Origin of the sequence: Streptomyces sp. 1331.2, assembly GCF_900199205.1 — a bacterium.
In the GTDB taxonomy this organism is placed as follows: domain Bacteria; phylum Actinomycetota; class Actinomycetes; order Streptomycetales; family Streptomycetaceae; genus Kitasatospora.
Map to the genome: position 1 here is coordinate 594,314 of NZ_OBMJ01000001.1, position 18,200 is coordinate 612,513.

The following is an 18,200-nucleotide window of genomic DNA, read 5'->3' on the forward strand; positions in this document are numbered from 1 at the left end:
GTGCTGCGCCGCCACGACGAGTACGGGAAAGCCTGAGGATCCGGCCGGCTCGGGCGGATCCCGCGTGGTGCCGGCCGTGCCTCACCCGGCCACGACCTCGACACCGGCCGCGAGCATGTTGGCGATGACCTGATCGGCCAGCGCGTCGTGGCAGATCAGCAGGTGCATCGGCGGGTCACCCTTCCTGACGACCAGGTAGCCGCTGCCCGTCCGTTCGAGTTGCCAGTCGTCCCGCCCGGTGGTCCACATGTCCTCGTAGCGGGCGAGGTCCGGCGCGCCGCTCTCGGGCGGCGGCTCGTCCCGGAAGGAGATCCCGGGCAGATAGCCGCCCGGCACGGCGGCCTGGGGACGGAGCCCGGGGTGTCGGTCCTCTCCCAGTGCCTCCAGCACCTCGGCCGCCGGGTAGCCGAACAGGTCGATGCCGTCCAGGACGACGGGCACGGCAGCCGGGCCGCGCCACCCGGGCCCCGGCGCACCGCGTCCCACCGGAGCCCGGCCGGGAAGCGCGCGCCGCGGAGGCCCGGCCCGGCTCAGCACGACCTCCGCCATCGGCAGGTCGCCGGCTTGCGGGTCGCGCCGGCCGCCCCCCGCGCAGGTGGTCAGTTCGAGGTCGCCCCACTGGACGGTGCACATCCACCCCGCGTCGAGGCCCCCCGGATCCCGGACCCGGCCGAGACCGGCCAAGGCCTCCCGCGTGGCGACCTCGTCCGTGCCGAAGCGGAGCGTCCCCGCCCCGTCCGGCAGCAGGACCCCGACCCCTGGCAGCAGTTCGAACATCCGCCGATCGTGGCGCCTCACGGCACCACGCCGCAAGCGAGCCGCTGGACTCCGCGTAACCTCCACGCCCCTACGGCGTTTGTCCCATAGTCCGACCGACGTATGGTCTGAGGGGAAACGCCGTGGCCACTGTGCCGTACCAGAGCTCCGCCGACACCGCCCGCGAGCTGATCGCCGAGGCGATGAGGCAGGGCACCAGCCACCTGGCGACCGGGCTCGACGCGCCGCCGGGAACGCACCTGCGGATCGGCGGCCGGGACCTGGTCAACTTCGGCACCTGCGGCTACCTCTCCCTCGAACAGGACGAGCGGATCCGCCGTGGCGCCGTCGACGCGACCGAGCGCTTCGGCGTCCAGTTCTCGGTCTCCCGGTCGTACGTGGCCTCCGGGCTGAACCTCGAACTCGAAGCACTGCTCAGGGAGATGTACGCGGATCACCCCGTGCTCACGTACTCCTCCACCTCGCTGTGCCACATCTCCGTGCTGCCGGCGCTGCTCCGGGCCGGCGACAGCGTCGTGCTGGACCAGCAGGTCCACTTCAGTGTCCAGACCGCCGCGCAACTCGTGCGGCAACAGGGAGTCCGGCTCGCGATGGTGCGACACGGCGACCTGGGCGCCCTCGAACGCCGACTCCGGCGCGCCCAGGCCACCGGCGAGCGGGTCTGGTACCTGATCGACGGCGTGTACTCGATGTTCGGCGACGTGGCGCCGATCGACGACCTCGTCCGGCTCATGGCGGCCTACCCCGCGCTGCACCTCTACGCGGACGACGCGCACGGCATGAGCTGGTACGGGCGACACGGCGCGGGCTACGTCTTCGAGAAGCTCGGCCGACGCCTGAGCGAGCGGATCGTGCTCGCCACCACCCTCGCCAAGGGCTTCGGGACCATCGGCGGCATCGCCGTGTTCCCCACCGAGGAGCTGTTCGAGCGGGTCCGGATCAACGGGGGTCCGCTGATGTACTCCCACCCGCTGCCGCCCCCGATGCTCGGGGCGGCGATCGCCTCCGCACGGATCCATCTGAGCGACCGCATCCAGTCCCTGCAAGCCGAACTGACGCAACGCCGGGAGTACTGCAACGACCTCCTCGCCGCCAGCGGCCTTCCCGTCGTCTCCGACCCCCGGACACCGATCTACTACATCGGAGTCGGCCGGCCCGAGGTGAGTTACGGCCTGGTACGGCGCATCCTCGACGAGGGGTTCTACGTCAACCAGACCTCCTTCCCCGTCGTCCCCCTCCGCAAGTCGGGCCTGCGCTTCACCCTCACCCGCCACGTCGACCAGAGCCACATCCGCGCCCTGGTCGAGGCCCTGGCCCACCACTTCCCGAAGGCGGTCCAGGACGCCGGCCGCACGATGTCCGAGGTCCGGGCCGCCTTCGGTCCCGCGTCGTCCGACGCCGACGCCGTGGGCGGGCCGCCGGGCATCGGAGCCTAGGGCCCGTCCGAACGCAACAGGTATCCGAGCCCGGGAAGCGAGAGGTAGTTCGCGACCAAGTGGAAGTCGAAGGCATGGATGGCCGTGGCCGAGGACTCCTGCCGGTCCACGCCGTCGAACCGTCGTTCCACACCACCGGGCGGAATGGCGACCAGGTCACCCGGATCCGCCAGGTTGACCCAGCGCCCGACGTTGGGCGGCCGACGTCCGCGGTCGTTCCGGGGCGGGGGTTGGAGCCTCGGGAAGACGGCGTGCGGCAGGGCCAGTGGGGATCCGAGCGTGATCAGGAGATCAACGCGCAGGTCGGGACGTTCCCACAGGGCCTCGTAGGCCACCACCGAACCCAAGGAGTGGGCGATCACGATGCGTGAGCCGGTGTCGGCTATCGCGCTCGCCACCCGATCTCGTGCTGCCGCTCGTGCCGCGCCGTCAGCGTCGCCGAGATAGGCCGCCACTTCCCGGAAGAACACGGACACGAACCACTCCGTGGCTCGCCTGCCCAGCCCACGGGTCTCCGCGATCCAGGCCACCGCCTGCCGCAGAGGCGCCGTGAGACGGCCGGCTGACACGCCGCCGGGCAGCGGCAGCGTCTCCAGCCACTGCTGCACCAACTGCTGCTCGAACTCGTCCAGTTCGTCGAGTCCTCCGGTGCGGCCCTGCCTCCCCGGATGCCGCAGCAGATCGGCGTAGTAGGCCACCCGGACGTCGCTCCGGTCGAGCGGTTCCCCGACGGTGGCCAGTGTCCTGGCGAGCCTGTCCCACCAGACCTCCGAAAGGGTGTCGACCGCTTGCCCGACGGTCTGGTCCGGCCGGTAGTTGCCCACTCCGTGCACTCCGACGATGCGCGTCATCCGCTCGCACTCCCCCGGTCCATCACGATGACCTCGGCCCCGCTCCCGACCACCAGCTCGCCGTCGTCCGAGGCGGCCACGGCATGAACCTCGGAGGGGAACGACAGGACCTCCGACGTCAACCGCCCGAATTCCCAGAGCCGGACGGTGCCGTCGTCCGCGGTCGTGACGGCGCACGGCCGGCCGTCCACCACCGCGAACGTCGCGGAGTACACCCGACCCGTGTGACCGACGAGCGGGCCGCCCACCTGTCTGCGGGTGACGAGGTCCCAGAGGCGAACGGTGCCGCCGATCTCCCCCGTGACGGCGACCGGCCGCCCGTTCAGCACAGCACATGCCACCGCATAGACCTTTGCCGACACCTCCCCGACCGGGCCGACCAGCGGATCGCCGACCTGCCTCCGGGAGTCCAGGTCCCACAGGCGCACCGTTCCGTCGATCCCTGCGGTGACGACGATCGGTCGGCCGGCGTCGACCGCGCAGTCCAGGGCCCACACGTCCCCGATGTGGCCGACCAGAGGATCTCCGGTCTGCTCCAGGGTGGTCAGGTCCCAGACCCGGACGGCGCCGTCCCTCCCCGCGGTGACCGCCACGGGATTTCCCCGGACGTGGGTGCACACCACCCGGGCGATGTCGAAGGCGAACGGGCCGCCCAGTCCCCTCCGGGTCTCCAGGTCCCACCCGCGCACGGCTCCGTCCGGCCCGCCGTCGACCGCCACGACGACCGGACGGCCGGCAACGACCGTGCAGGCCAGGTCACTTACCGAGGCGCCGGCCGCCTGGCGGATCGGCTCACCGAGTCGCCGCCCACCGTCCAGGTCCCAGACGAACAGCGCGCCGTCATACCCTCCGGTGACGGCGACGCGGACATCGGAGAGCACCGTGCACGCGACGCTCGTGACCTGTTCGGTGTGGCCCGCGACCGGGCTTCCGAGTCGGCGGTGATCGCTCAGGTCCCAGACCCGAATGGTGTCGCCCCAACCGACTGACACGGCGGCGGGCTGCCCGTCCAGGCACGTGATGTCCGCATCCCACACCAGGCCGCTGTGCCCGGTCAGCGGGCTCGCGAGCTCGCGTCGGCCACGCAGGTCCCACAGGCGCACCGCACCGTCCTTCCCGCCGGTGACGGCGACGGGCCGGCCGGCCAAGGTGGTGCACACGACGGCGTAGACGATGTCGCCGAGGTCGGTGATCGGGTCGTCCAGTTGCCTTCCGGTGGTCAGGTCCCAGAGGCGGAGGACAGGTTCCGACCCGCTGGTGACGGCAACAGGCCCGCCGTCGAGCAGGACGCAGTCCACGGCCCAGACCTGGCCGTCCACGCTGCCGAGCGGATCGCCGATCTGTGCACGGCTGCCGAGGTCCCACAGCCGGACGGTGCCGTCGTCACCGCCCGAGACCGCGACCGGCAGGCCGTCGAGCACCGTCACACGGAGTGCGGACACGCGGCCGCTGTGGCCGACCAGCGGATCGCCCAGCGGCTCCGACGCGGCCAGGTCCCACAGCCGGAGCGCTCCGTCGGTCCTGGCGGTGACCGCGACCGGCAGGCCGTCGAGCTCCGTGCACACCAGCGCGCACAGCTCTCCGGCCCCACTGTCGAACAGGCAGCGCAGTTCCCGCTGGTCCGTCGCGTCCCAGACACGGACCGTACCGTCATGGCCACAGGTCACGGCGACCGGCCTGCCGTCGACGCTCGACCAGGCCACGCCGGACACCCGGTCGAGGTGACCGGCCGGCAGTCCTCCCATCAGCCGGCCGGCCTTGAGGTCCCAGAACCCCAGCCACCGGTACCCGCCGCTGACGGCAACGGGCCGCCCGTCCAGCATGGTGCACGCAACACGCGTCACGAGCGCCCGAGCCGGAGCCGGAAGGGTCTCCCGCAGCGCATTGCTGACCTGGGAGCCGGACGCCCAACGAGGCCGCCAGGCCCACGTCGGCAGCGGATCGTTCAGTCGCCGCAGCAGGTCGACCGCCCCGTAGCGCGCCGCGTCGACGGCCAGGAGCTGACGGCGCGTCACAGCGTCGGACCTGCGGTGGATTCCCGAGGACGCCCGGTAGATCGCCACCGTCAGCGCACTCGGTCCGGCTTCGGCCTGGACAAGAGCCGGGGCCAGGGTCTCGGGGTCGGCGTGCACGAGGAAGTCCGCGTCGTCCAGCAGGCCGTCGAGGCCTGCGGCATCCTGTGCGTGCTGACTGGCGTGCCGCAGGAGGTACGGAACGGCAGTGCTCCAGGAACCGGTGCCGGACGACAGGCCGGGACGCCGGTCCGGGACCAGGGTCCGCAGGACGAGGCCGACGGCGGGAAGGCCGGGGTGCCGTGCTCCCGCAGCGCTCGACGCAGCGAAGGGCTGCCGGCACAGGTAGTCCGCGAGCCCCTGGTGGAAGGGGCGGTAGAGCGTGGTGCCGTCGGTGTCCATGCTGATGCGGAGGTAGAAGAGCGCCCCGTCGAGCAGGGCCGGATAGCCGTCCGGCTCCGAGGCGGGGTGGATGGCCGCCGCGAGCCCGTACGCGAGCTCGGCGGGCATTCCATCGCCCTTCGCATGGGCGAACGCGGCGAGAAGCGCTCGAACGGCCGGCCCGTCTGGGCGGGAGCGCAGATCCAGTTCGAGGACCTCGGGCAACGTGGTCGGCACCGTCGCGCCGATCCGGTCGGCGTCGTCCGGCCCCTTCGCGGGAGCGGTCCCCGCGAGGTAGCGGCCGAACACGCCGGCCACCAGGAACGCGCCCCAGTCGGAGGACCCGGTGCCGCGGTCGGTCAGTCGGCCGGCCACCGCCCGCGCCAGGCGCGCACGCACCACAGCGCAGGCGGTCCCGGAATAGTCGTCGGCCTCCGCGAGCAGATCGGCGAGGTAGACGGTCAGATCGGTGCGCAGCTCCCCGATGTCCACGGTGTCGAGGTCCACCAGGACGCCTGCGTACTCGGCAAGGTGGCGCAAGGCGGCGAACTGCGCCCACGGACGCAGGCCGACCACGAGCCGGCACGCGTGGCGCCCGTCGGCACGTCGGCTGTCGGCCAGCGGCAGCAGCAGGTCGGCGGTCAGCGCGCCGGGATCGATCGCCTCGTCGACCGCGTCCACGACCACTGTCGGAGGCTCCGACAGAGCAGCCACGGCCTCGACGAAGGCGGCCGCGGTCCAGCCGGTGGCCGGCCCGGGCAGGTGCAGCTGCCCGGCCAGAGCGGATATCAGGTCGCCCAGGCTGCGCTGGCGCGCCTGGACGGCAACCAGGCCGCTGTCCACGGACGGGCGGCACTCGGGGTCGAGGCGGTCGAGGATGTGCTGGGCCTCGCCGACCAGGCGGGGATGAGCCGCGCAGACCAGGGCGCCCAGAAGGGCGGACTTCCCCGTCCCCGGCCCACCGGTCACCACGCAGATCCTGCCGGTGTCCGGCTCCGCCATCCACCGGACGAGCAAGCGGAGCTGGCTGCGCCGACCCGTGAACCGGCGGCCGGCCTTGTCGGCGAAGTGTCCGGCATCGCGCGGGTCCAGTTCGTCGAGGAACGCGCGGATCGGCGGATCGATGCGCCGGCGTTCCGCCATGACCCGGTCCTCGACGAACCGGGGATTGGGAAAGAACGGAAGCTCGGGCTCGCTCAGGGTCGCGTCCAGCGGCGTTGCCGACACCGTCTGCCGCAATCCCGACCTCGCCGCGACCAGCTCGCCGATCCGGCGGGCGACCACGGAGAACGACACGTAGCGCTGGGCGGGATGGGCGTCGAACCGGTTCTGCGCGAGTTCGTCGAAGACCTGGGCGACCGCTTCGCTGAAGCGACCGTCATAAGCCGCCTCCGAACTGTCCGAGGCCGCGATCACCCACGCGTAGGTGTCACGCCCGGCCCGTTGGAGCAGGTACGGCAGCCGGGCGGCCCGGCCGGAATGGCACAGATCCAGCAGGAACAGCGTGTGCCGGCCGGAGACCTGCGCGACCGAGACCCACTCGCTGACATTCGTACCGAGCCGGCCGGTCGTCGCACAGGACGGCACCACGTCCACCCTGGTCGGGTCGCCGTCGATCCCGGTGTCGCCGTGGGACATGACGTGGATGATCCGGTACCCGTCGTCCAGAGCGGTCTGAATCCCCTCGCGCAGGCCCCGCAGGTCGGGGTCCACCCGCTCGACGACGCCGTACCCCAACCGCTCGATCGACTGCCTGACCTCGGGCACCAGGCCGTAGACGAAGCTCAGCGGCCCCCACGGCTCCATCCCGACCGGCAGTTCACGGCCGGCCTCGACCGCCGCCGCGAAACTCCCGACCGCCACGACGAGAGCCTGCCGTCCACTCATCGATTCCCACCCCTGTGGCCCGGACCCGCCCGCACGCCACGACTTCCCGCCGGTCACGACATGGCGATCATTCAATTCAGCGCAGTTTAGCGCCACTTCCTCGAACACGGCGGACTTCGCCCCCGCCTGACCGCACCGCCCCGACGACTTCGGTGGCGACCGGAAACCCTCGTCCCGCGTCGCGGACGGTGCCGTCCTCGCCGCCCGAGCCGCGGCCGGCTGCCGCGCGGGCCTTGATCACCGCTGGTCCACGGCCGGCGCCAGGCCCGCGGTGCGCGCGGCAACGCCCGCCTGCACGGCGAAGAGGCGGTCCCGCGCGGCCTGGTCGAGCGTGTGGAAGTGGCCGTGCACCTCAAGGGTGACGAAGCCGTGCACGGTGGCCCAGGCCAGCATCAGGGCTTCCGCCGCGTCCGGCACCAGCGGGCTGCCGAGCCGGCCGCGTTCGGCCGTGTCGGCGACGAGTTCGACCATGTGCTCCATCGCCCGCCGGCCGGCCACCACGGTCGGTCCGTCCGGTGGGGCCGCGTAACCGGGCACGGGGGAGCCGAAGATGAGGGCGAAGCGCTCCGGATTCCGCTGCGCCCAGGTGCGGTAGCCGGTGCAGGTGGCCACGAAGCGCCCGTCCAGGTCGTCCGGCGGCACGGTCCCGCGGGTCGCGGCCAACGCGTCCGACAGGCCGTGGTACGAGTCGGCGACCAGGGCGGTGAGCAGTTCGTCCCGGTCGGCGAAGTAGCGGTACAGCGCGGGCGGGGTCATCCCCATGCTGCGGGCGATGTCGGTGAAGCGGAGGTTCGCGGCGCCGCGCTCGGCGATCAGGCCCAGGGCCGCGTGCTTGATCTCCTCCACGGTGTCGGCGCGCAGCCGCTCACGGCGACTCCGCCCCCCGCTCTCATCGGTCGACCCACCCGTCATCGCATCTCCATCGGCTCGCTGCGCCCGTCACCGCGTTGACAATCCGTACCCGTCGAGGGAAACGTTACGCTCCATAAGACGCGTTATGAAGCGTAACGCTTTGCCGGGGGACGGGGTCCCTGACGACGTACGGAGGAGCACATGTCCCAGGGACTGCGCGAGGGTCGGCGGACAGCCGCCGGGGAGAGCAGGCCGCACAGACCCGGCCCGCTCGGCCGAATAGCCGGCTGGAGCTTCCGGAACCGGGGCCGCACGGTGCTGCTCTGGCTGCTCGCCGCCGGCGCGGCCTTCGGCCTCTCGGCCGGCCTCGGCGCCAAGTACAGCGCCGACTACTCCGCGCCCGGCTCGGACTCCAAGCAGGCCCAGCAGCTGCTGGCACGGGACTTCCCCGGGCTGGGCGGTGAATCGATCAGCCTGGTGCTGACCTCCGACGGCAGCGTGACCGACGCCGCCACCCGCGACCGGGTCAAGGACCTGCTCGCCCGGATGGCCGAGGTGTCGCACGTCAGCGGCATCGACGACCCGTACGGCCCGCGCGGCAAGGTGTCGGCCGACGGCCGCACCGCCCTCGGGCAGATCCACCTGGACGTCGCCGCCGCCCCCGACATGCCGAAGGCGGACACCCAGCGGCTGCTCGACCTCGCCCGCCCCGTCGACGGCGGCCTGCGCGTCCACCTCGGCGGCATGACGGTCCAGCAGGCCGAGCAGGGCGCGATCGGCTCGGAGGGCATCGGCCTGGCGGCCGCCGCCGTGATCCTGGTGATCACCTTCGGCTCGGTCGTGGCCGCCGGCCTGCCGATGCTCACCGCGCTCGGCGGGCTCGCCGTCAGCAGCGCCCTGCTGCCGGTCCTCGCCGCGGTCATGCCGGTCCCGGACTGGTCGACCTCGCTCGCCGCGATGCTGGGCATCGGGGTGGGCATCGACTACGCGCTGCTGCTGGTCACCCGGTTCCGCGAGTGGCGCGCCGAGGGGCTCGAACCCGAGGCCGCCACCGTCGCCGCGCTGGACACCGCGGGTCGCGCGGTCGTGGTCGCCGGAATGACCGTGGTGGTCAGCATGCTCGGGCTGTTCGCGATGGGCCTGTCGTTCATGCGCGGCGCCGCGGTCTCGGCGATCCTCTCCGTGCTCGTCGTGATCGCCGCGTCCGCCACGCTCTTCCCCGCCCTGCTCGGCTACCTCGGCCGGCACATCGAGCGGCTCCGGCTGCCCCTGCCCCGGCGCCGCGCCGCCCAGGGCGAGCGCTCGGTGGGCGCCGGCTGGCTGCGCTGGAGCAGGCTCGTGGAGCGTCACCGCGTCCTCGGTGCCGTCACCGGGGTCGTCGTCCTGCTGGCGCTCGCGGCGCCGTTCCTCGGCGTGCGCTTCGGCTTCCCCGACGCGGGCAACGACCCCGCCGGGCGCTCGAACCGGCTGGCGTACGACACGGTGGCCGCCGGCTTCGGACCGGGCAGCAACGGACCGCTGGTCCTGGTCGCCGAGTTGGCGCCGGGCACCCCCGCCGACGCAACGGCCTCGCTGCCCACCGCACTGAAGGCGGTGCCCGGCGTCACGGCCGTGACCCCTCCGGTGCCCGGCTCCGACGGCCGCTCGCTGCTGCTCACCGTCGTCCCGGACAGCGGTCCGCAGTCCGGCGCCACCAAGACCCTGGTCCGCGACCTCCGCGACCGCGTCATCCCGGCCGCGGTCGGCCCCGGCGTCCGGGTCCACGTCGGCGGGGCGACCGCCAGTGCGATCGACAGCACCGACAACATCGCCCGCCGCATCCCGCTGCTGGTCGGCGGCGTGGTCACGGTGTCGATGCTCCTGCTCCTGGTGGCCTTCCGTAGCCTCGCCGTCGCCCTCAAGGCCGCTGTGATGAACCTGCTCTCCGTCGGCGCCGCGTACGGCGTGGTCGCCCTCGTCCTCGAAGGCGGCACCGCAGGCCGGTTGATCGGCATCGACAGCCCCACCCCGCTGCCGGCCTTCGTCCCGGTGCTGACCTTCGCCGTCCTGTTCGGCCTTTCGATGGACTACGAGGTCTTCCTGGTGAGCCGGATGCGTGAGGCCTGGCTGCGCACCGACGACAACGCGGAGTCCATCGTCAGCGGACTGGCGGGCACCGCACGGGTGATCACCGCGGCGGCGGCCATCATGGTCGCCGTGTTCGCGGCCTTCGTCCCGGCACCCGACCTGCCGATCAAGGTCATCGGCGTCGGCATGGGGTCGGCCATCCTGATCGACGCCACGCTGGTCCGCCTGCTGCTGGTACCGGCCGTGATGCACCTGCTCGGCCGCGGCAACTGGTGGCTGCCCGGCTGGCTGGACCGCCGCCTGCCCCACCTCCACGTCGAAGGACACACGGAGTTCTACCAGCCGGAGGCCCCCGCCGAGGCACCCCGCTCCCCGGCGGCGGTCGGCTAGGGCTCCGGCCCTAGCCGTAACGTCCCGACAGTGGACCGCGGGCGCCTCACGACGCCCGCGGTCCGCCGGTCTACTCCGGTTCGGAGAGCGTCAGTTGCTTCGAGGTGCGGGTGAGCGTCTCCAGCGGTCGGGTGAGCACCTCGGCGAACGCCAGTTCCGCGGCGCCGATCAGGACGGTGTCAGCGCCGAGTTCGCTGACCCGCAGCCGAAGTTTCTCCCGCACCGCGGCAAGGGCATTGGTGTTGATCTGGCTGCGCACCTGTGCGGCGGATCCGAGGAAGACCTCCCGGAGGGTGCCGCCGAGGATGACCAGGTCCGGATCGAAGAGGTTGGCGACGTTCGCGATGCCGATGCCGAGCCAGTCCCCGACGCGGTGCAGAGCCTCCCGTGCGGTGACGTCCCCGCGGTCGGCGGCGGTCACCACCGACTGCACGGCGTCGGCCCCGGTGACGCGGCCGTCCCGGCCGGCGGCTTCCAGCAGGGCACGCTCACCTGCCTCGGCCTCCAGGCAGCCGCGGGCGCCGCAGCCGCACGGCCGTCCCCGGTGCGGGTTGACGGTCATGTGGCCGACCTCGCCGGCGTATCCGCGTTGGCCGCGCAGGAGTTCACCGTCGATGATCACTCCGGCGCCGATGCCCGTCTCGCCGTGGAGGTAGACGAGGTTCTGGCTTCCGCGGCCGATGCCGCGCCGGTGCTCGGCGAGCGCACCGAGATTGGCCTCGTTCGCGACGAGGACCGGCAGGTCCAGGCGCAGCCGGTCGGCGAACGCCCCGGCGAAGTCGACGCCCTTCCAGCCCATGTTGGGGGTGAGGCTGACCAGCCCGTCGGGATGGCGGACGATGCCGCGTACCGCCACGGCGACGCCGACGCACGAGCTGCCGGCCGGTGCGCCGGCCAGCATCTCGTGGGCGAATCCCGCGAGGACGGCGGCCACTCGCGCGGGGTCCTGGGGGTGTCCGTCGGGCCAGGGGCACTCGCGCCGGTCCAGGAACACGCCGCCGAGTCCGATGAGGGCTGCCGCCAGGCGCTGCACGCCCAGGTCCGCCGCCAGGACGTGCACGCGAGTGGACTCCGGCCGGACGACCAGCGAAGGCCTCCCGGCCCGGCCGGTCTCGCGCGGCAACTCCTCGCGGACCAGGCCCGCGGCCGCCAGGTCACCGACCAGGCCCAGGATGGTGCTGCGGTTGAGGCCCAACTCGGCGGCCAGGACAGCCCGCGAGGTGGGCCCGTCGAAATGCACGTGGCGCAGCAGCGCGCCCAGGTTGTGCTGGCGGACCTCTTCCTGGGAAGGAGCGGCTTTCATCGCGGGCCACCCTCATCTTCGGAATGGGCTCATCGTCGGGCTGTGCGGCGGCGGGACATGGCATCCACACCGGCGGCCACCAGCAGAACCGATCCCGTGACAGCGTACTTGACGCCCGAGCTGTACCCCATCAGTCCCATGCCGTTCTGGATCACCGCGACGACCAGACCGCCCAGCACGGCGTCGACGACGCGGCCGCGACCGCCGAACAGGCTGGTGCCGCCGATGACGGCGCTGCCGACTGCGAGCAGCAGGACGTTGCTCCCGCCGGTGTTGGGGTCCACCGAGTTGCCCCGGGAGGCGGCGATGATGCCACCGACGGCCGCCAGGCAGGAGCAGATGACGAACGCGGCGGTGCGGATGAAGGCGACGTTGATCCCGGCCCGGCGGGCGGCTTCGGCGCTGCCGCCCACGGCGTAGATGTGCAGGCCGAAGCCGGTCCGCTGCAGGGTGAACGTCCCCAGCAGGACGAGGGCCCCGATCACGGGTACGACGAGGGGCACGCCGGTGAGGGAGCCGATGACGATGTTGCGGCTGCGCTCCTGGTTGAGCAGGTACACGGCCACGCCGCCGAGCACGACGACGGTGCCGGTCCGGACGGCGAGGAGTGCCACCGGGGTGCCGGCGAGGCCCCGGCCGCGCCGGTCGCGGCTGCGGCGCAGTTGCAGGGCCGTGTACCCGGCGGCGCAGCAGGCCAGCAGGACCCAGCCGAGGGCGGGGCTCAGGTTGTCGTTCGCGATGGCCAGGATGGTGGGGTCCTTGATGGAGATGTTCGTGCCCTCCTTCAGCAGGATCAGGACGATGCCCTGGAAGCCGAGGAACGCGGCCAGCGTCACCACGAAGGAGGGGATGCCGACCTTGGCGACGAGCGTCCCGATGAGCAGGCCGATGACCGCGCCGGTCAGCACGGCGGCAGCCACTGCGGCGTACCAGGGCCAGCCGTGGTTGGTCAGCAGGATGGCCAGGACGGCGGCGCAGACGCCGCTGGCGTATCCGGCGGACAGGTCGATCTCGCCGAGGAGCAGGACGAAGACCAGCCCCATGGCGATGGCGATGCTGCCCGCGCTCTGGGTGAGCAGGTTGGCGAAGTTCAGGTTGGACAGGAAGACCGGGCGCAGGAGGGCGAAGAACACGCACAGCACGACCAGGCCGGCGACGGCGGGAAGGGCGCCGAGCTCGCCCGCGCGCACCTGGTCGAGGTAGCCGCGGCCGATGTCGCCCAGGCCGGCGGTCGGAGGCCGGCCTTCCGCGGAGTCGGTGGGCCGGTTCGGCGGCTCGGGCTTCTGGGGGGCGAGGGCGGAGGTCATGCGGCGGCTCCGTTGGGGGTGGTCCGGGGGCCCAGGTCGCCGCTGCGGCCCGAGGTGATCAGTTCGACGACCTGAGCGTGGGTCACGTCGGAGGCCCTGACCTGAGCGGCCATCCGTCCCAGGTAGAGCGCGGCGATCCGGTCGGAGACCGCGAAGACGTCGTTCATGTTGTGCGAGATGAGCACGACGGCCAGGCCGTTGTCGGCCAGCCGGCGCACGAGTTCCAGGACCTGCGCGGTCTGGGCGACGCCCAGCGCCGCGGTGGGCTCGTCGAGGACCACGAGCTTGCTGTTCCACAGCACCGCCTTGGCGATGGCCACGGTCTGGCGCTGGCCGCCGGAGAGGCTGGAGACCTTCTGGCGGAGGGACTTGACGGTCCGCACCGAGAGCCCCTTGAGCGTCGCGGCGGCCATCTCCTCCATGGTCGAGTCGTCGAGCACCATGCCGCGGCGCTTCTCCCGCCCCAGGAACATGTTCTGGACGATGTCGAGGTTGTCGCACAGCGCGAGGTCCTGGTAGACGATCTCCACGCCGAGTTCGGCGGCGTCGCGCGGGCTGTGCACCTGGACCGGCCGGCCTTCGAAGAGGTAGTCCCCGGCGTCGATGGGGTGGATCCCGCCGATGCACTTGACGAGCGTCGACTTGCCGGCGCCGTTGTCGCCGACGAGGGCTGTGACCTCTCCCGCGTGGGCGCTGAGCGCGACGTCGTGCAGGACCTGGACGGGGCCGAAGCTCTTGTTGATCCCGCGCAACTCAAGAATCGGTGTTTCTGTCATGGGTGAGGCTCCTGGGGATTGGCGGAGTGGGCCCCGCGGCGCCGGCCGCCGGGGCCCACTGGTGGGGCCGGGCGCGCTACTTGATGCCGGCCTTCGTGCACAGCGCGTCGTAGTCCCCGGTGCACAGCTGCGCCCTGGTGACGTAGCCGTCGGTGATGACGTCCTGGACGTTGCTCTTGGTGATGGCCTCGGGGGTCAGCAGCACCGCCGGGACGTCACGCTTGCCCGTCGGGTCGTTGACGGTGGCGCTGGTCTGGCTCTTCTTGCCGCGGGCCAGCTCCACCGCGAGGGCCGACGCCGCGTCGGCCTCCTTCTTCACCGCCTTGTAGACGGTCATGCACTGGTCGCCTGCGAGGATGTTCTGCAGGCCCTGCACCGTGGCGTCCTGACCGGTGATCGGCACCTGCCCGTTGCGGTGGTTCTTGCGCAGCACGGCGATGGCCGAGTTCGCCAGACCGTCGTTGGCCGCGAGCACCCCGGCGATGTTCGGCTGGCTGGTGTACATCTGCTCGAAGATGGTCTGGGCCTGGGCGTTGTCCCAGTCGGGCACCGACTGGTTGGGGCCCTTGGTGTACTCCCCGGAGGCGTACAGCGGGTCCAGCACGCTGTTGTAGCCGCCTGCGAACAGCGTGGCGTTGTTGTCCGTCGGGGAGCCGTTGAGTTCGGCGACGACGGGGTTCTTGGCGCCCGTCTCGTTCAGGCACTTCGTCAGGCCCTGCCCCTGGAGCTTGCCGACCTGGGTGTTGTCGAAGCTGACGTAGTACTGGGCGGAGCCACCGAGGGTGAGCCGGTCGTAGTCGACGGTGGCCACGCCCTGGGCCTTGGCCTTGTCGAGGACGGCCTTTCCGGTGCCGCTGTCCAGGTTGACGATGACCAGCACGTTCACGCCGCTGGTGATCATCTGGTCGGCGATGGTCTGGAACGCCTGCTTGTCGCCCTCGGCGTTCTGGATGTCGTAGTCCACACCGGCGGCCTTGAAGGCCGCCGCGAGGTACGGCCGGTCCGCGGTCTCCCAGCGGACGGACGACTTGCTGTCCGGCAGGATCACGCCGATCTTCGGCTTCTTGGCGCCCGCCGAGTCGGTCCCTGAGCCCGAGGAACTGCAGGCGGTGACCGTGGAGAGCAGGGCCGCTGACACGGCAGCGGTGGCGAACAGGAATCCCTTGCGCATGGGCAGGGTCCTTTCGAGGCGTGTCCGAACAGCGCCGGACGTGCGGCTGACGAAGGGTGGGGAAGGACACGGGCACGCAGCGGGAAGCGACCGGCCCCTTTTGTTGCCTGCGACAACATACGGCCTACGGTGAGGCCCGCCAACCCCTCGTGCCGACCCTTCGTGCGCAACGCCCTCGGCGGCCACCGATCCGTCACGCATCCGGGCCCGACACCGGCACCGCCCTGTGGGCGAGCCGGAGCCGGGCCCGGATGAGGCTTCGAGCGGTGGTCAGCCGAGCTTCCACTGCTGGTTGCTCTGCCCGTTGCAGGCCCACAGCTGGACCAGGGCGCCGTTCGCCGTCGACGCTTCGCTGACGTCCAGGCAGAGTCCGGACTGGACGCCGGTGACGGTGCCGTCGGTGTTCACCTTCCACTGCTGGTTGGTCTGGCCGTTGCAGGTCCAGATCTCGACCTTGGTGCCCGGCGAGGTCTGGCCGTTGTACGCGTCCAGGCACATCTGGGTGCCGCCCGAGGTGACCGTCAGCCGGCCGGAGGCGGTGCGGGTCCAGGTCTGGTTCGGCTGGTTGATGCAGTCCCAGATCTGTACCTGGGTGCCCGGGGTGGTGGTCGAGTTCGGCACGTCCAGGCACTTGCCCGCACCGACCGCGTGCACCGGGCCGGTCTGGTCCGTGCCGCCGCCGCTGCCGCCTGCGACGCGGAACAGGGTGGTGCCGTGCGCCGGCACCGAGGCGCTGATGGTGCCGGTGGTGGTCGAAGTCGCGCCGGACCAGAGGTCGGTGAGGCCGTAGCCGGCGGCGCCGGTCTTCCCGATCGCGGCGGCGGAGGTGCTGATGGTCGCGGTCGATCCGGTCTCGTTGAACAGCGCCACCGAGACGTCGCCGTTCGCCAGCGGCTTGGCCAGCACGTCGAGACCGCCGGCGGAGGACACCAGGATGCCCTGCTTGCCGAGCGGGTCCTGGTCCACCGCGATCACCCGGGCGTTGGTGAGCGTGGCCAGGGTGGCCGGGCTGGCCGAGGCGACGTTGGTGCCGGCGATCAGGGGGGCTGCCATCTCCGCCCACAGGCTGAACTCCGAGCGGGCCTCGGTGTCGGTGAGCGGGCTGTTGCCGACCTCCAGCATGTCCGGGTCGTTCCAGTGGCCGGGCCCGGCGTACGCGGCCAGGTTCACGTTGCTGTGGAAGATCGACAGCATGCTGCCGTAACTGGCGTTGATGTCACCGGTGGTGCGCCAGCTGTTGCCGACGCCGGCGCCCCAGGTCCAGACGCTGTCCTCGCCCCAGCTGCACAGGCTGAACAGGATGGGCCGACCGGTCGCGGCCAGGGCGTCGCGCATCGTGGCGTACCGGGTCTGCGCGGGTGCCTTGGTGCCGTTGGTGCAGGTGTTCTGCGCGCAGCCCGGCCCCGCATAGCAGTTGTCGTACTTCAGGTAGTCCACGCCCCAGTCGGCGAAGCTCTGCGCGTCCGTGGTCTCGTGGCCCAGGCTGCCCGGGAAGCCGGCGCAGGTCTGCAGTCCGGCGTCCTCGTAGATGCCCAGCTTCAACCCCAGCGAGTGGACGTAGTCGGCGGTGCCCTTGATCCCGTCGGGGAACTTGTTCGGATCAGGCACCAGCCGCCCGTCGGAGCCCCTGGCGTGGGTCATCCAGCAGTCGTCGATGTTGACGTACTGGTACCCGGCGCTCTGCATGCCGTTGTTGTGCATGGCCAGCGCCGTGCTCTTGATCAGCGGCTCGGAGACGTTGCAGCCGTAGGCGTTCCAGTCGTTGAAACCCATCGGCGGCGTGAGCGCCAGACCGTTGCCCAGCGCTGCAGCCGGCGGGGCCGCGGCCAGCGAGAGCAGCGGAAGCGCCAAGGACAGGAACAACGCCGAGAGGACGCAGGCAAGCGTCCTGCGCAGGTTCGCAGGGAGCATGGTGGTCGCCTCCTGTGGGTGGGGTGATGGCGGAGGTGATTTTTCGTGAGCATGACAAACCAGGGGCTGGACCGGCCCCACCGTCGCGGGAGGTGGGACTCAGAGCTGGGAGCACTGCGCGCCGGGTTCCGGTGCGGCTTCATGATTGTTATCGCTAACAATCAGTCGTCGAAAAAATCACCGGGGTGAATGTCCCCGGCGTCGGCCAATGGGAGCTTCCAGCACCCTGCACACAGTGTCAACCCTTCTTGCAACACTGCGCGCCGCCCGGTGGCCGCCCCCTGGCGCGACCACCGGGTCACAGGTGCCGTTCCGTCAGAGTGCCTGCAGCAGCCAGGTCAGCCCCCGGCTCACGGATGGTCAGGCGGGCCGACTCGCGGAGCTGGTCGGCTTCGGCTCCGGGCGGCAGTTCGGCGGCGAGGGTGAGAGCGGCAGGCCGTCTGCGGACGGGCGCAGAACCTCCGCTGGAGCAACACCTCCGCCCGACAGGCCCTGAGGCCTGTCCCGCAACCACCGTCCGCAGGCATTCGGACCCGCCTCTCGTCGGTCACCGGGCCCGGGCCCGGCTCCCCGGCTTCACCGGGGCCTTCCTCCACGATGACGGGCCGTCGTCCGAGCTCAGGCTCGATCTGCTATGCCGCCTCAGAGTCCCCCTCCTCGGCGGCCCGCTCTGCGGCGGCAATGGCCTGCTCGTCCTCGACGGCCCGGCGTATCTGCGCGGAGTCCCCCGAGGCGAGGCCGTCCTTGATGTCTCGCTGGTCCGCGGCGATCCGGCGCTCGGTGTCGCGGTCCGCAGCGGCGTCCGGATCGGCCTCCCGCAGGCGCTCCTCCGCCTGCTCGATCTGCCGTGCCAGATCATCGTCCCCTGCGGCGGCCGCCGGCTGGGCATCGGCCACGGCGTACCGGGTCGTGAGGTCGCCGGCCAGGGCGGGCGTGGCCCACAGGGCCACAGCCGCGAAAGTCGACGCAGCGGCCACGGACAGCCTGGTGACGAGCCTGCCGGTCATAAGAGGTCTCCTTCGTTCGGGACGCGATGATCGCGTCGCTCGACCCCCATGACGACCCGCGGCCCTCCGCGG

Annotated in this window: 12 protein-coding genes; 2 read left to right on the plus strand and 10 right to left on the minus strand. The window is 71.8% G+C overall.

Features of this window, described 5'->3' with window-relative positions:
- Window positions 1–81: 81 nt before the first annotated feature.
- Complete coding sequence (locus tag CRP52_RS02650) at window positions 82–777, minus strand: hypothetical protein (protein ID WP_097234885.1); 696 nt, start codon at window positions 775–777, stop codon at window positions 82–84.
- A gap of 122 nt (window positions 778–899) precedes the next feature.
- Between CRP52_RS02650 and CRP52_RS02655 the strand changes: the two genes are divergently transcribed.
- Window positions 900–2,213: an aminotransferase class I/II-fold pyridoxal phosphate-dependent enzyme gene (locus tag CRP52_RS02655; protein WP_097234886.1), complete on the plus strand. Its 1,314-nt coding sequence runs from the start codon at window positions 900–902 to the stop codon at window positions 2,211–2,213.
- Here the strand turns inward: CRP52_RS02655 and CRP52_RS02660 are convergent.
- The 3 genes from CRP52_RS02660 to CRP52_RS02670 form a co-directional block, all read right to left on the minus strand.
- The gene (locus tag CRP52_RS02660) at window positions 2,210–3,064 is read right to left on the minus strand and encodes a hypothetical protein (RefSeq protein ID WP_097234887.1); all 855 of its coding nucleotides are present in this window, start codon (window positions 3,062–3,064) and stop codon (window positions 2,210–2,212) included. The two genes, CRP52_RS02655 and CRP52_RS02660, sit on opposite strands and share 4 nt — an antisense overlap.
- The gene (locus tag CRP52_RS02665; protein ID WP_143685632.1) at window positions 3,061–7,452 is read right to left on the minus strand and encodes a WD40 repeat domain-containing protein; all 4,392 of its coding nucleotides are present in this window, start codon (window positions 7,450–7,452) and stop codon (window positions 3,061–3,063) included. The genes CRP52_RS02660 and CRP52_RS02665 overlap by 4 nt, the downstream gene beginning before the upstream one ends.
- A 129-nt stretch (window positions 7,453–7,581) precedes the next feature.
- The gene (locus CRP52_RS02670; RefSeq protein ID WP_097234889.1) at window positions 7,582–8,256 is read right to left on the minus strand and encodes a TetR/AcrR family transcriptional regulator; all 675 of its coding nucleotides are present in this window, start codon (window positions 8,254–8,256) and stop codon (window positions 7,582–7,584) included.
- A 141-nt stretch (window positions 8,257–8,397) separates the two neighbouring features.
- On the opposite strand from CRP52_RS02670, the gene CRP52_RS02675 reads away from it, so the two are divergent.
- Window positions 8,398–10,653, plus strand: coding sequence for an MMPL family transporter (locus CRP52_RS02675; RefSeq protein WP_097234890.1), 2,256 nt, complete (start codon window positions 8,398–8,400; stop codon window positions 10,651–10,653).
- Between the two features lie 70 nt (window positions 10,654–10,723).
- Here the strand turns inward: CRP52_RS02675 and CRP52_RS02680 are convergent, their stop codons facing one another.
- From CRP52_RS02680 to CRP52_RS02705, 6 genes are all read right to left on the minus strand, one after another.
- Window positions 10,724–11,956 carry an ROK family transcriptional regulator gene (locus CRP52_RS02680; protein ID WP_097234891.1) on the minus strand — a complete coding sequence of 411 codons (1,233 nt, stop codon included), beginning with the start codon at window positions 11,954–11,956 and terminating at the stop codon, window positions 10,724–10,726.
- Between the two features lie 29 nt (window positions 11,957–11,985).
- Entirely contained in the window at window positions 11,986–13,263 is a 1,278-nt protein-coding gene (locus CRP52_RS02685; RefSeq protein ID WP_097234892.1) for a sugar ABC transporter permease, read from the minus strand.
- Window positions 13,260–14,039: an ATP-binding cassette domain-containing protein gene (locus CRP52_RS02690; RefSeq protein WP_097234893.1), complete on the minus strand. Its 780-nt coding sequence runs from the start codon at window positions 14,037–14,039 to the stop codon at window positions 13,260–13,262. The genes CRP52_RS02685 and CRP52_RS02690 overlap by 4 nt, the downstream gene beginning before the upstream one ends.
- Before the next feature lie 76 nt (window positions 14,040–14,115).
- Window positions 14,116–15,210 carry a sugar ABC transporter substrate-binding protein gene (locus CRP52_RS02695; RefSeq protein WP_097234894.1) on the minus strand — a complete coding sequence of 365 codons (1,095 nt, stop codon included), beginning with the start codon at window positions 15,208–15,210 and terminating at the stop codon, window positions 14,116–14,118.
- 270 nt (window positions 15,211–15,480) lie between these two features.
- Window positions 15,481–17,121, minus strand: a complete 1,641-nt coding sequence (locus CRP52_RS02700) for a glycoside hydrolase family 27 protein (RefSeq protein ID WP_097234895.1) — start codon at window positions 17,119–17,121, stop codon at window positions 15,481–15,483.
- 632 nt (window positions 17,122–17,753) lie between these two features.
- Complete coding sequence (locus CRP52_RS02705; RefSeq protein WP_097234896.1) at window positions 17,754–18,128, minus strand: hypothetical protein; 375 nt, start codon at window positions 18,126–18,128, stop codon at window positions 17,754–17,756.
- Window positions 18,129–18,200: the final 72 nt, after the last annotated feature.